The 13,709-nt window shown below is 72.7% G+C and carries 9 protein-coding genes; 6 read left to right on the forward strand and 3 right to left on the reverse strand.

Annotation, left to right across the window (positions count from 1 at the left end):
- Positions 1-568: 568 nt before the first annotated feature.
- The 3 genes from ELQ39_RS18980 to mfd all read left to right on the forward strand — a co-directional run bounded on the left by ELQ39_RS18980 (position 569) and on the right by mfd (position 7,736).
- Positions 569-1,357 carry an ABC transporter ATP-binding protein gene (locus ELQ39_RS18980; RefSeq protein WP_006135862.1) on the forward strand — a complete coding sequence of 263 codons (789 nt, stop codon included), beginning with the start codon at positions 569-571 and terminating at the stop codon, positions 1,355-1,357.
- Positions 1,354-3,933, forward strand: coding sequence for an ABC transporter permease (locus ELQ39_RS18985; protein ID WP_242592972.1), 2,580 nt, complete (start codon positions 1,354-1,356; stop codon positions 3,931-3,933). The genes ELQ39_RS18980 and ELQ39_RS18985 overlap by 4 nt, the downstream gene beginning before the upstream one ends.
- Positions 3,934-4,205: 272 nt before the next feature.
- Positions 4,206-7,736, forward strand: coding sequence for a transcription-repair coupling factor (gene mfd / locus ELQ39_RS18990; protein WP_242592973.1), 3,531 nt, complete (start codon positions 4,206-4,208; stop codon positions 7,734-7,736).
- Positions 7,737-7,814: 78 nt separating this feature from the next.
- On the opposite strand, the gene ELQ39_RS18995 is transcribed toward mfd, so the two are convergent.
- A complete protein-coding gene (locus tag ELQ39_RS18995; protein ID WP_190002778.1) occupies positions 7,815-8,000 on the reverse strand; it encodes an antitoxin in 186 nt (61 codons plus the stop codon).
- A gap of 199 nt (positions 8,001-8,199) precedes the next feature.
- Here ELQ39_RS18995 and ELQ39_RS19000 point away from each other — a divergent pair, with 199 nt between their 5' ends.
- The gene (locus ELQ39_RS19000; protein WP_190003091.1) at positions 8,200-8,949 is read left to right on the forward strand and encodes a GmrSD restriction endonuclease domain-containing protein; all 750 of its coding nucleotides are present in this window, start codon (positions 8,200-8,202) and stop codon (positions 8,947-8,949) included.
- Between the two features lie 170 nt (positions 8,950-9,119).
- Here the strand turns inward: ELQ39_RS19000 and ELQ39_RS19010 are convergent, their stop codons facing one another.
- Complete coding sequence (locus ELQ39_RS19010; RefSeq protein WP_242592974.1) at positions 9,120-9,905, reverse strand: hypothetical protein; 786 nt, start codon at positions 9,903-9,905, stop codon at positions 9,120-9,122.
- 158 nt (positions 9,906-10,063) lie between these two features.
- Entirely contained in the window at positions 10,064-10,549 is a 486-nt protein-coding gene (locus ELQ39_RS19015; protein WP_242592975.1) for a hypothetical protein, read from the reverse strand.
- 203 nt (positions 10,550-10,752) lie between these two features.
- On the opposite strand from ELQ39_RS19015, the gene ELQ39_RS19020 reads away from it, so the two are divergent.
- Positions 10,753-12,906, forward strand: coding sequence for an N-6 DNA methylase (locus ELQ39_RS19020; protein WP_242592976.1), 2,154 nt, complete (start codon positions 10,753-10,755; stop codon positions 12,904-12,906).
- Between the two features lie 122 nt (positions 12,907-13,028).
- On the forward strand, positions 13,029-13,691 hold the full coding sequence (locus tag ELQ39_RS19025; RefSeq protein ID WP_225626873.1) for a hypothetical protein: 663 nt from the start codon (positions 13,029-13,031) through the stop codon (positions 13,689-13,691).
- Positions 13,692-13,709: the final 18 nt, after the last annotated feature.

Consider the following 13,709-nt stretch of genomic DNA (forward strand, 5'->3'; position numbering starts at 1 on the left):
CGAAGCGCGAAGGTTGGAACAACTCGCGCGCCGGGGAGCGCTCTCGCCGGGGGTACCCGCCCTGAGCTGGGGTGTTACCCGGATCAACGCCGACTTTTGCGGTGCACGCGGGACATCGCGCTGTCCACCGGCGGGCCGTCCGCTTGACCCTGACGCGGCGGCAGGGTGGACGCTGGGCAGCGCCGGACGGGGCGGGTCCTGAGGCGTGGACGGGAGGAGACGCGGGGCGACGGAAGGACGAGCGACCCCGAGGCGGCCTCCGCCCCAGGGCGGAGAGCCCCTAGGGGCACCTCCGTACTGCGGCTCGGGGAGGGTTCGTCCCGGCGGAGGACGAGGCGGGGCCGGCCCCGTCCTTAACCTGGCTTTACGCCGCTGGGGGGTGGCGGAGCACAGCACCGGGGGTGGGGTTTTCCACAGCAGAAGACTGCGCTGAGCATCAGCGCGCCGGACCCCCTCCCCCCGCCAGACTGAAGCACGTCCCGCACACCACGCGCCGGGCGGCCGCCGCAGACCAGGGCGGCCGCCGGGAGCACCGCTTTGTCTTGACCACCGACATAGGAGACTTACCGTGACATCGGCTGTGACCATTCCCAGGCACGGGGGTACTGGAAGGACTACGGCCGTTGCCGCGCGGGCGCGGCAGGTCGTGAAGGCGTACGGGTCGGGGGAGACCCGTGTCGTCGCCCTCGACCACGTCGACGTGGACATCGCCCGCGGACAGTTCACCGCGATCATGGGCCCCTCGGGGTCCGGCAAGTCCACGCTGATGCACTGCCTCGCCGGGCTCGACACCGTGACGAGCGGTCAGATCTACCTGGACGACACCGAGATCACCGGCCTGAAGGACAAGAAGCTCACCCGGCTGCGCCGCGACCGGATCGGCTTCATCTTCCAGGCGTTCAACCTGCTGCCGACGCTCAACGCGCTCGAGAACATCACGCTGCCCATGGACATCGCCGGCCGCAAGCCCGACAAGGCATGGCTAGACCGTGTGGTGGAGACCGTCGGGCTCGCGGAGCGGCTCAAGCACCGGCCGACGCAGCTCTCCGGCGGCCAGCAGCAGCGGGTCGCCGTGGCACGGGCGCTGGCCGCCCGGCCGGAGATCATCTTCGGCGACGAGCCGACCGGCAACCTCGACTCCCGCGCCGGTGCCGAGGTGCTCGGCTTCCTGCGCCGCTCGGTCGACGAGCTGGGCCAGACCATCGTGATGGTCACCCACGACCCCGTCGCCGCCTCCTACGCGGACCGGGTGCTGTACCTGGCCGACGGCCGCATCGTCGACGAGATGCACCAGCCGACCGCCGAGCAGGTCCTCGACCGCATGAAGGACTTCGACGCCCGGGGGCGCACGTCATGACCGTGCTCAAGACCTCGATGCGCAACTTCCTCGCGCACAAGGGACGCATGGCGCTGTCGGCGGTGGCGGTGCTGCTGTCGGTGGCGTTCGTCTGCGGCACGCTGGTGTTCACGGACACCATGAACACGACGTTCGACAAGCTGTTCGCGGCCACCTCCTCGGACGTCACCGTCAGCGACAAGGACGCCTCCGACAGCGGTCAGACGACCTCCGGCAACGGCAAGCCGCCGGTGATACCGGCCTCCGTGCTCGACGAGGTGCGCAGGGCGGAGGGCGTGAAGTCCGCAGAGGGCACCGTGTTCTCCACCTCGGTGACCGTCGTCGACGCCGACAAGGACAGCCTCTCGCCGACCAGCGGCGGCCCCACCATCGTCGGCAGCTGGAACTCCAACGACGCCCGCACCATGGAGATCACCTCCGGTGCCGCGCCCGAGGGCGGCGACCAGATCATGGTCGACGGCGACACCGCCGACAAGCACGACCTGAAGCTCGGTGACGAGATCGGCGTCATCAGCGCCGTCGGCACGCACACCGCGAAGATCTCCGGCATCGCGGACTTCACCGTCACCAACCCCGGTGCCGCGATCTTCTACATGGACACCGCGACCGCCCAGCGGACCCTGGTCGGTGAGAGCGGCGTCTACACCAACGTCAACGTCACCGCCGCGCCCGGCGTCAGCGACGACCAGCTGAAGAAGAACGTCGTGGCCGAACTCGGCGCCGGCTACAAGGTGCTGACCGCTGAGGAGACCGCGGAGGCCAACCAGGAGAGCCTCGGCGACTTCATGGGCGTCATGAAGTACGCCATGCTCGGCTTCGCCGGGATCGCCTTCCTCGTCGGCATCTTCCTGATCATCAACACCTTCTCCATGCTGGTCGCCCAGCGCACCCGGGAGATCGGCCTGATGCGGGCCATCGGCTCGTCCCGCAAGCAGGTCAACCGCTCGGTGCTGGTCGAGGCGCTGCTGCTCGGCGTGCTCGGCTCGGTACTCGGCGTCGGCGCGGGCGTCGGGCTCGCGATCGGGCTCATGGAGCTCATGGGCCAGATGGGCATGGAGCTGTCCACCGACGACCTCACGGTCGCCTGGACGACGCCTGTGGTCGGCCTGGTCCTGGGCGTCGTCGTCACGGTGCTCGCCGCCTACCTGCCGGCCCGGCGGGCCGGGAAGATCTCCCCGATGGCCGCGCTGCGGGACGCCGGCACCCCGGCGGACGCCAAGGCCGGTTGGATCCGGGCCGTGGCCGGTCTGGTCCTCACCGGCGCCGGCGGCTTCGCCCTCTACCTGGCCGGGACCGCCGACAAGGCCGCCGACGGCTCCCTGTGGCTCGGCCTGGGCGTGGTGCTGTCCCTGATCGGCTTCGTCGTCGTCGGCCCGGTGCTGGCGAGCGGCATGGTCCGGGTCCTCGGCGCGATCCTGCTGCGGGCGTTCGGCCCCGTGGGCCGCATGGCCGAGCGCAACGCCCTGCGCAACCCGCGCCGCACCGGCGCGACGGGCGCCGCGCTGATGATCGGCCTCGCCCTGGTGGCGTGCCTGTCGGTCGTGGGCTCCTCCATGGTCGCCTCGGCCACCGAGGAACTCGACAAGGCGGTCGGCACGGACTTCATCGTCCAGGACGACATGGGAGCGCTGATCACCCCGCAGGCCGTCGAGGCCGTGAAGGCGGCGCCGGGGATCGACCGGGTCACCGAGTACAAGTGGACCGAGGCGGACTTCACCACGCCCGACGGCGAAACCGTGAAGGACACCGCGATCACCGCGGCCGACCCGACGTACGCGACCGACCTGCGCGTCGAGACCGTCGCCGGGAACCTCGCCGACGCCTACAAGCCCGACTCGATGTCCGTGCACGAGGACTTCGCCAAGGACCACGACGTCCGCATCGGCTCGGAGATCGAGGTCGCCTTCACGGACGGCACCACCGGGTCCCTGACGGTGCGGGCCATCACCAGCAGCGAGGGCGTGATCGACGCCGGCGCGATGTACACGTCCATCGACACCCTCGCCACGTACGTCCCGGCCGACAAGATGCCGCTGGACCAGTTGCTCTTCGCCTCGGCGCAGGACGGGCAGAAGGATGCCGCCTACAAGGCGCTGAAGGACGCCCTGGGCGAGTTCCCGCAGTACGAGGTGCGCGACCAGACCGACTACAAGGAGGCCCTGAAGGACCAGATCGGCCAGCTGCTGAACATGATCTACGGCCTGCTGGCCCTGGCGATCATCGTGGCGATCCTGGGCGTGGTGAACACCCTGGCCCTGTCGGTCGTCGAGCGCACCCGGGAGATCGGCCTCATGCGGGCCATCGGCCTCTCGCGCCGGCAGCTGCGCCGCATGATCCGCATGGAGTCGGTAGTGATCGCCCTCTTCGGCGCCCTGCTCGGCCTCGGCCTGGGCATCGGCTGGGGCGCCACCGCGCAGCAGCTCCTGGCGCTGGAGGGCCTGAAGGTCCTCGACATCCCGTGGCCGACGATCACCGGGGTGTTCATCGGCTCGGCCTTCGTGGGCCTGTTCGCGGCCCTGGTCCCGGCATTCCGTGCCGGCCGCATGAACGTCCTGAACGCCATCGCCACCGACTGACCACCGCACACGGGGTTGCGGGGGAACACGGGCGCCGGAAGTCCCACGGGGGGACTTCCGGCGCCCAGGCTTCTGGAGACGCCGAGCCGGGTGGTGGGCAGGCACAGGCCGGGGGTCCACGGGGCGGAGCCCCCCGGCGGCTCGGCGGCGACGCCCGGCGCTGTCCACAGCCCCCGCACCCGCGGACGCGGCGACGTACCCTGGACACCCCCGGCCCGCGGCGCGCGTCGGGCCCGTCGTGTTGCACATCCCCGGAAGGGATTCCGCCCCGCATGAGCCTGCACGGTCTGCTCGACGCCGTCGTCAAGGACACCGCCCTCGCGGAAGCGGTCACGGCCGCCGCCGACGGCAACCGCATGCACGTCGACCTCGTCGGCCCGCCCGCGGCCCGTCCCTTCGCGGTCGCCGCCCTGGCCCGTGACGCCGGCCGCCCCGTGCTCGCCGTGACGGCCACGGGACGCGAGGCGGAGGACCTGGCGGCCGCCCTGCGCTCGCTGCTCCCGCCCCAGGGGGTCGTGGAGTACCCGTCCTGGGAGACGCTGCCGCACGAGCGGCTCAGCCCCCGCAGCGACACCGTCGGCCGCCGCCTCGCCGTGCTCCGGCGCCTGGCCCACCCCCGCCCCGACGACCCCGAGACCGGCCCGGTCTCCGTCGTCGTCGCCCCCGTGCGCTCCGTGCTCCAGCCGCAGGTCAAGGGCCTGGGCGACCTGGAGCCGGTCTCCCTGCGCACAGGGCAGAGCGCCGACCTGAACGACGTCGTCGACGCCCTCGCCGCCGCCGCGTACGCGCGCGTGGAGCTGGTGGAGAAGCGCGGCGAGTTCGCGGTGCGCGGCGGCATCCTCGACGTGTTCCCGCCCACCGAGGAGCACCCCCTTCGGGTGGAGTTCTGGGGCGACGACGTCGAGGAGATCCGCTACTTCAAGGTCGCCGACCAGCGGTCCCTGGAGGTCGCCGAGCACGGACTGTGGGCGCCGCCCTGCCGCGAGCTGCTGCTCACCGACGAGGTGCGCGAGCGGGCGCGGGCGCTCGCCGAGGAGCACCCGGAGCTGGGCGAGCTGCTCGGGAAGATCGCCGAGGGCATCGCGGTGGAGGGCATGGAGTCCCTCGCCCCGGTCCTCGTCGACGACATGGAGCTGCTGCTGGACGTGCTGCCCAAGGGCGCCATGACCGTGGTGTGCGACCCGGAGCGGGTGCGCACGCGCGCGTCCGACCTGGTCGCCACCTCGCAGGAGTTCCTCCAGGCGTCCTGGGCGGCCACCGCAGGCGGGGGCGAGGCGCCCATCGACGTCGGCGCGGCCTCCCTGTGGTCCCTCGCCGACGTCCGGGACCGGGCCCGCGAGCTGGACATGATGTGGTGGACGGTGTCGCCGTTCGCCGCCGACGAGGAACTGGACGCCGACACCCTCAAGCTGGGCCTGCACGCCCCCGAGTCCTACCGCGGCGACACCGCGCGGGCGCTCGCCGACACCAAGGGCTGGCTCGCCGACGGCTGGCGCACGGTCTACGTCACCGAGGGCCACGGCCCGGCCTCCCGCACCGTGGAGGTGCTGGGAGGGGAGGGCATCGCCGCCCGCCTCGACAACGACCTGGGCGAGCTGACCCCGTCCGTGGTGCACGTCTCCTGCGGCTGCATCGACCACGGCCTCGTCGCCCCGGCGCTCAAGCTGGCCGTGCTCACCGAGACCGACCTCACCGGCCAGAAGGCGTCCGGCCGCGAGGGCGCCCGGATGCCCGCCCGGCGCCGCAAGACCATCGACCCGCTCACACTGGAGGCGGGCGACTACATCGTCCACGAGCAGCACGGCGTCGGCCGGTACATCGAGATGGTGCAGCGCACCGTGCAGGGCGCCACCCGCGAGTACCTGGTCGTGGAGTACGCCCCCGCCAAGCGCGGCCAGCCCGGCGACCGCCTCTACATCCCCACCGACCAGCTCGAGCAGATCACCAAGTACGTCGGCGGGGAGGCGCCCACCCTGCACCGGCTCGGCGGCGCCGACTGGACCAAGACCAAGGCGCGCGCCAAGAAGGCCGTCAAGGAGATCGCAGCCGACCTGATCAAGCTGTACAGCGCGCGGATGGCGGCGCCCGGTCACGCCTTCGGCCCGGACACGCCCTGGCAGCGCGAACTGGAGGACGCCTTCCCCTACGCGGAGACGCCCGACCAGCTCACCACCATCGCCGAGGTCAAGGAGGACATGGAGAAGTCGGTCCCCATGGACCGGCTGATCTGCGGCGACGTCGGCTACGGCAAGACCGAGATCGCGGTGCGGGCCGCGTTCAAGGCAGTCCAGGACGGCAAGCAGGTCGCCGTGCTGGTGCCGACGACGCTGCTGGTGCAGCAGCACTTCGGGACGTTCAGCGAGCGGTACGCGCAGTTCCCGGTGAACGTGCGGGCGCTGTCCCGCTTCCAGACGGACACCGAGGCCAAGGCGGTCCTGGAAGGTCTCAAGGACGGCTCGGTGGACGTGGTCATCGGCACCCACCGGCTGTTCTCCTCCGAGACGAAGTTCAAGGACCTGGGCCTGGTCATCGTCGACGAGGAGCAGCGGTTCGGCGTCGAGCACAAGGAGCAGCTGAAGAAGCTCCGCGCCAACGTCGACGTGCTCACCATGTCCGCCACACCCATCCCGCGCACCCTGGAGATGGCGGTCACCGGCATCCGCGAGATGTCGACGATCACCACCCCGCCGGAGGAGCGCCACCCGGTGCTCACCTTCGTCGGCCCCTACGACCAGCGGCAGATCGGCGCCGCCATCCGCCGTGAACTGCTGCGCGAGGGCCAGGTCTTCTACATCCACAACCGCGTCGAGTCCATCGACCGCGCGGCGGCCCGGCTCCGCGAGATCGTGCCCGAGGCGCGCATCGCGACCGCCCACGGCCAGATGTCGGAGCAGGCGCTGGAGCAGGTCGTCGTCGACTTCTGGGAGAAGAAGTTCGACGTGCTGGTGTCGACGACGATCGTCGAGTCCGGCATCGACATCTCCAACGCCAACACCCTGATCGTCGAGCGCGGGGACAACTTCGGCCTCAGCCAGCTGCACCAGCTGCGCGGCCGGGTCGGCCGCGGCCGCGAGCGCGGGTACGCGTACTTCCTGTACCCGCCGGAGAAGCCGCTGACGGAGACCGCGCACGAGCGTCTGGCGACCATCGCCCAGCACACCGAGATGGGCGCGGGCATGTACGTGGCGATGAAGGACCTGGAGATCCGCGGCGCGGGCAACCTGCTCGGCGGTGAGCAGTCCGGGCACATCGCGGGCGTCGGCTTCGACCTGTACGTGCGGATGGTCGGCGAGGCCGTCGCGGACTACCGCCGCCAGCTGGAGACCGGCGAGGTGGAGGAGGCGCCGCTCGAGGTGAAGATCGAGCTGCCGGTCGACGCGCACGTCCCGCACGACTACGCGCCCGGCGAGCGGCTGCGCCTCCAGGCGTACCGGGCCATCGCCTCCGCGAACTCCGAGGAGGACATCAAGGCCGTCCGCGAGGAGCTCGTCGACCGCTACGGCAAGCTGCCGGAGCCGGTGGAGAACCTGCTGCTGGTGGCGGGCCTGAGGATGCTCGCGCGGGCCTGCGCGGTCGGCGAGATCGTCCTGCAGGGCAACAACATCCGGTTCGCGCCGGTGGAACTGCGCGAGTCGCAGGAGCTGCGGCTCAAGCGTCTCTACCCCGGCTCGGTGATCAAGCCGACGTCCCACCAGGTGCTGGTGCCGCGCCCGAAGACCGCGAAGGTCGGCGGCAAGCCGCTGGTCGGGCGGGACCTGCTCGGGTGGGTGGGGGAGTTCCTCACCTCGGTGCTGGGGTCCTGACCCGGCTGTCCGAACAGCAGGGCCGTCCGCGGTGCGCGTGAGGCGCACCGCGGACGGCCCTGAGACGTACGTGAGGCCCTACGGCTGGTCGGGACGGTCGCGCTCCATGCCGAGCCGGCGCTCCGCCTGCTGCTGACCGGTGTCGATCTGCTGCTCGTACTTGCCGCCGGACCTCTCGTTCATCTTCTTCTCCGCGGCGTCGGAGGCCTTGTGCGCCGCCTTGTGTGCCGCCTTGTTGCTCTTGAACTTGTCGAGGATGCCCATCAGAGCTCCTTCCGAAGTGGCTCAAATCCGACCATACGCGCGGATCACATCGAATGCCCAAGCGGGCGGCGAAAGGTCTGCACCACTCGCTCGTTACGGTGAGCTTCCGGATGGACCGCTCCTGCCGGGGCAGGTTCGGAGCAGAACAGCAGAACGAGGGAGGGGCGCGGTGACGCGAGACCTGGGGTGGGGCAGCCGGATGCGGCGCGGGGGAGGGGCGGCGGCCGTCGCGGTGGTCCTCCTCGCGGGGTGCGAGTCGATACCCGACGCGGACGTCCCCGCGTCCGGCGGCAGCGGGGCGCCGGCCCCCGACGGGCGCGCGGCGAGCCCGCTGGACAACCCCGACGGCACCCGCCCCGGCCTCGCCCCCGTCCGTGACGCACAGGAGCGCGCCGAGGCCGCCGCCCTCATCGACAAGGTCGCCACCAAGGGCCGCGGCCCCAAGACAGGCTACGACCGCGACGAGTACGGCTACGCCTGGATGGACACCGCCGACGGCGTGCCCCTGGCCCGGAACGGCTGCGACACCCGCAACGACATCCTCCAGCGGGACGGCCAGGAGCTGCGCTTCCGCTCCGGCTCCGACTGCGTCGTCGTCTCCCTGACCCTGGCCGACCCCTACACCGGCAAGACGATCGAGTGGCGCAAGCAGAAGGCCGCCGAGGTGCAGATCGACCACGTCGTGCCGCTCTCCTACAGCTGGCAGATGGGCGCCTCCCGCTGGTCCGAGGCCAAGCGCCGGCAACTGGCCAACGACCCGCTCAACCTGCTCCCCGTCGACGGAAGCGCCAACTCCGCCAAGAGCGACTCCGGCCCTGCGTCCTGGCTCCCGCCCAGCAAGGCCGTCCGCTGCGCCTACGCCGTCCGCTTCGCCCAGGTCGCCGTGAAGTACGAGATGCCCGTGACGAAGGCGGACAAGGAGACCATGCGGGAGCAGTGCGGGGTCTGAACCCCTGTCGTCTGCCTGGACAGTGGCGCCGCTGGACGGGCGCGCCGTTCGACACCGACGGCCCGGCCGAGGCGCCCGCGGCGCTGGCGCCGGTCCGCTGCCACGGGGAGCGCGGCCACGCCGGGGACGTCGGGCCTGACGTGCGGATCAGGCCTCGCTGTGACGGTCGGTCAGCCCAGGGCGTCGAGGTCCAGGATCTCGCCCTCGGGCTTCTCGGCCGGGACCGGCTTGCCGAAGTCGGTGAAGGTGACCGACCCCGGGTCGGCGGCCGACGTGCTCTCCAGCCGGAGCAGGTACGGCTCGCCCTCGGTGGCGACGTAGAAGGTGTAACGGTCCTCGCCGTCCTGCTCGGTGAGCGTCAGCGCCGGAGTGCCGTCGAGCGTGGTGGTCTTGCCCCGGGAGGCGTCCGAACTGCCGTCCTTCGCGCCGCCGAGCACCTCGTCGAGGTCGCAGAAGCCCGCGATGTCCTCGGCGTCCGCGCCGGTGGCGGACATCTTCGTCCAGGTGCCGGCCATCATCTCCACGACCGCGTCCACGTCGGCCTGCGGCTCGCCCTCGCTCTGGGCGCGCAGGAACGCCTCGTCGTACTTGGCGTAGAGGGTGTCGCCCGTCTTGATCAGCTCGACCTCGCCCTCGTCGCCCATGCCGAGGGTGCCGGCGCAGTCGCCCTTCTTGTCCAGGGCCAGGTCGAGGCGGAGGGTGCCCCCGCTCTCCCCGTCGGGGATCTCGCCCGTGAACCGCAGGGACGGGGCGCCGGTGGTGGCGGCCACCGCCCGTTCGGTGATCTCGCCGCCCGACAGCCCGGCGAACGGCTCCTTGTTCTCCTTGACGTTCTTCGCCTGCTCCGAGGACGGCTCGGATCCGGCGGACGCCGTGTCCTCGCCGGACTGACAGCCGGTGAGCCCGGCACCGGTCACGGCGACGAGACAGAGGGCGGCGAGTGCGGTGCGACGCATGACGATTCTGTTCCTTCGGGGGTGTGTGGTGGTGGACGGTCGCCGCGGAGCGGCCGCGGTGACCGGAGGCGGCCGGGACGACGGCCGGGGACGGCCGATGTGGCGGCCGGGAGTGGCCGTGATCGGCCGGGAGCGGCGCGTGGCGCCGGGGGCGAGGGTCAGAACTCGCCGTTGCCGAGGAGCTCGCCGTCGGCGTCGTAGACGGTGACGAGGCCGTTCTCGCTCTGCTTCCAGTCGGCGAAGGCGGAGGCGATGAGCTTGGCGGGGCCCGTGCCCCCGCCCATGATGCCGCCGGTGAAGTCGGTGTAGACGTCGGCGGTGTCGAGGATGTCGTTCTGCTCGTCGGCGCCCTGCACCTTGGTGACGTGCGCGACGGCCGCCTTCTCCTGGGCCGTCCCGTTCTCCTCCACGAACGCCTTGAACTGCTCGGCCTGCGAGGCCTTCTTCTCTGCCTTCTCCGTCTTCTCCCCGCCCTGGCCGGCGTCCGCCCCCGCGCCCTTCGCGCCGCCGGGCTGCCGGTCCGCGGAGGCGGAGGCGCCCTTGTCGGCGGAGCCGGTGCCGTTGTCGCCGGCGTTCGCCGAGACGGCGCCGATGACGGCGATCCCCACGACGGCGCCCAGCGCGATCTTGGTCTTCATACCCATGACGGTGTCCCCCTCCCCAGGCGGCGGCCGCCCCATTTCATTGGCGGCCGCTCGTGCTGGGTCAATAAGACCAGAGCCTGTGAACCGAGTCAACACGAGAAATGTGAAGTGAGTGGTACACGACCGTGAACCCCGGTCCTTACCGTCCTCGGTATGCTCGTCGTCACACAAGGAGCAGCGGGAGAGCGGGGCGGGGTTCCGGGATGCAGGACGACGCGACTGAAGTGACCGCCGCGGGGATCGCCCGGCTGGCGGGAGTGGGCCGGGCCGCGGTCAGCAACTGGCGCCGCCGGCACGCCGACTTCCCCCGGCCGGTCGGCGGCACCGAGACCAGCCCCGCGTTCGCCCTCGCCGAGGTCGAGGAGTGGCTGCGGCGCCACCGCAAGCTCGCCGAGGTCCCGCTCAAGGAGCGCGTATGGCAGCAGCTCGCCGGTCACCCCGACGGGCCGGTCACCGCGCTCGTCCACGCCGGGTGCGCGCTGCTGCTGATCCACGACCGGCCGCCCGTCTGGCTCGACATCAGCTCCGGCACCGACGAGCGGCTCGCCGCCCTGCTCCCCGCGGCGCTGGACGAGGTGCTCACACCGCGCATGCCCGAAACGGCCCGACCGGGACGCCCCGACCGCTCACGCGTGAACGGTCAGCACCCTGTGAACACCTCGCCCACGCCCGCCGCACCGGCGAATCCGGCCCCCGCGCCAACACCGACCGCCCCGGCCGCCCCCGCCCTCGACATCCCCACCGCCCCCCGCCTCCTCCCCTCCGTCCCCCTCCTGCGCGGCGTCGCCGAACTCGCCGCCGAGCGGGGCGCCCGCCCCGCCTTCGAGTTCCTGCTCGGGCGGCACCTCGACGCCAACCCGCGCCAGTACACGCTCACCCCGCCGGACCTCGCCGGCCTCATGGCCGCCCTCGTCGGCACCCCCGCCACCGTCCTGGACCCCGCCTGCGGCACCGGCGCCCTGCTCCGCGCCGTCGCCGACCGCCCCGACCGCCGCCTCCACGCCCAGGACAGCTCGCCGGAGCTCGCCGCCCTCACCGCCCTGCGCCTCGCCCTGCACACCCGCGCCCCCGTGCACGCCGCCGCCGGCGACACCCTGCGGGCCGACGCGTACCCGGAGCTGCGGGCCGACGCCGTGCTGTGCCACCCGCCGTTCAACGAGCGCAACTGGGGCCACGACGACCTCGCCTACGACCCGCGCTGGGAGTACGGCTTCCCCGCCCGCACCGAGTCCGAGCTGGCCTGGGTGCAGCACGCGCTCGCCCGGCTCAGGGACGGCGGCACCGCCGTGATGCTGATGCCGCCCGCCGTGGCCTCCCGCCGCTCCGGCCGGAGGATCAGGGCCGACCTCCTGCGCCGGGGCGCGCTGCGCGCCGTCGTCGCGCTGCCCGCCGGGGCGGCACCCCCCTACAACGTGCCGCTGCACCTGTGGGTGCTGCGCAGGCCCGAGCGGACGCCCGCACAGCCTCAGGTGCTGCTCGTCGACGTCGGGCGGTTCACCGCCGAGGGGCGCGGCGGGCCCGACTGGCCCGGGGTGCGGGAGACCGTGCTCGACGCCTGGGGCGCCTTCGACCGTGACGGCGGCGTCGAGGAACGGCCCGGCCTGGCCCGCTCGGTGCCGGTCATCGAACTCCTCGACGACGACGTCGACCTGACCCCCGCCCGCCGGCTGCCGCCCCCGGCGGACGCCGACGGCGCCGGCCGGCTCACCGACGTACGGGCGCGGCTCGACGAGACGCTGCGGCTGACCGCCGAGCTGGCGCCGCCGCCCGCGGAGCAAGTGCCGTCCGCCGCGTCCGGGCGGCTGCCGCTGACCACCGTCGGCGAACTGGCGCGCGCGGGCGCGCTGGTGATGCGCACCGGCGGACACGGCGGCCGCGCGCGTGTGCCCGTGCTCACCGACCACGACGTGCTGGCCGGGACCGCGCCCTCCGGGACCCTCCCGGAGAGCGAGGAGGAGCCGGTGCTCACCGAGCCGGGCGACGTCGTGCTGCCCGTGCTCGGCGGCGGGGCCGTCGCCCGGGTCGTCGACGAGGCGACCGCCGGGGCCGTCCTCGGCCGCAACCTCGTCCTGTTGCGCCCCGACCCGGCGGCGCTCGACGCGTGGTTCCTCGCCGGCTTCCTGCGCGGCACCGCCAACCACCGCCAGGCCAGCAGCTACGCGTCCACCGCCACCCGGCTCGACGTCCGCCGCCTCCAGCTCCCGCGCCTCGCACCGGACGAACAGCGGCGCTACGGCGAGCGGTTCCGCGCCCTGGACGCGTTCGAGAGGGCGCTCAGGGAGGCCGGACGCCTCGGCGAGCAGCTCGTGCGCGGGATGTACGACGGTCTGACGGACGGGACGATCGCCCCCGGCTGACGGCGGCCCAGCTCCGGTACGACAACGGTTCGGTACATCACGGGACCGGTTGTCGCCCTGGACCTATACGCTCGGACCCTCCACCGGAGTTCACACATCGGCTACACCCGTCCAGGAGCAGCATGTACGGCCACGGCGCGCCGCCGCCCCCACCCAGCTCGGGATCGGTCATCACGCAGCGCGTGCTGTACGCGGCCTCCGGGGTGCTGTGCTGCGGGATGCTGTCCGCCGTGCCGCTGTTCAGGATCGCGGTGCTGCGCGGGCGGGTCCACGACTGGATAGCGGCCTGGGCGAGCATCCCGCTGGCCGTCGTGGCCATGGTCGTGATGGGCGCCTTCCCGGAGACCGACTGGCGCACCGACGCGGCCCTCGCCGTCCTCCTCCTGCTCGGCGCCTGCTCCAGCGCCTACTACCTGATCGTCGACATCCGCCTGCCCCGGCAGCACGGCCGGTACGGCGGCCCGGTGCCGCCGTCGCCGCACGCCGCCCCGGCCCACGCGCCGAACGGCCCCGCCCCCTACGGCTATCCGCAGCCGGCCTCGCCGTACACGCCCACGACCCTGTCTCAGCCCCAGCCGCAGCCCCCGCACACCCCGTACCCCGGCCCCGTGCCGCCCTCCACCGCCCCGCCCGTCCCCGTCCCCCCGCCGCAGGCGCAGCCCCCGCAGGGACCCGCGCCCGCCCGGATCGACCAGGTGCGCGCCGAGCTCGACGAGCTCAGCGACTACCTGCGCCGGCAGGACGGACAGCAGCGGCCGCAGGGTGACCACGAGGGCGGACGGTGAGCGCGACGACGGGACGGG

This window comes from Streptomyces sp. GB4-14, assembly GCF_022696125.1.
Taxonomy (GTDB): domain Bacteria; phylum Actinomycetota; class Actinomycetes; order Streptomycetales; family Streptomycetaceae; genus Streptomyces; species Streptomyces werraensis.

What these genes read in the sequence shown, in the direction of transcription:
- ELQ39_RS18985 (WP_242592972.1), top strand. Translation starts at nt 1,354, where the DNA reads ATGACCGTGCTCAAGACCTCGATGCGCAACTTCCTCGCGCACAAGGGA.
- mfd (WP_242592973.1), top strand. Translation starts at nt 4,206, where the DNA reads ATGAGCCTGCACGGTCTGCTCGACGCCGTCGTCAAGGACACCGCCCTC.
- ELQ39_RS18995 (WP_190002778.1), bottom strand. Translation starts at nt 8,000, where the DNA reads ATGGGCATCCTCGACAAGTTCAAGAGCAACAAGGCGGCACACAAGGCG.
- ELQ39_RS19000 (WP_190003091.1), top strand. Translation starts at nt 8,200, where the DNA reads ATGCGGCGCGGGGGAGGGGCGGCGGCCGTCGCGGTGGTCCTCCTCGCG.
- ELQ39_RS19010 (WP_242592974.1), bottom strand. Translation starts at nt 9,905, where the DNA reads ATGCGTCGCACCGCACTCGCCGCCCTCTGTCTCGTCGCCGTGACCGGT.
- ELQ39_RS19015 (WP_242592975.1), bottom strand. Translation starts at nt 10,549, where the DNA reads ATGGGTATGAAGACCAAGATCGCGCTGGGCGCCGTCGTGGGGATCGCC.
- ELQ39_RS19020 (WP_242592976.1), top strand. Translation starts at nt 10,753, where the DNA reads ATGCAGGACGACGCGACTGAAGTGACCGCCGCGGGGATCGCCCGGCTG.
- ELQ39_RS19025 (WP_225626873.1), top strand. Translation starts at nt 13,029, where the DNA reads ATGTACGGCCACGGCGCGCCGCCGCCCCCACCCAGCTCGGGATCGGTC.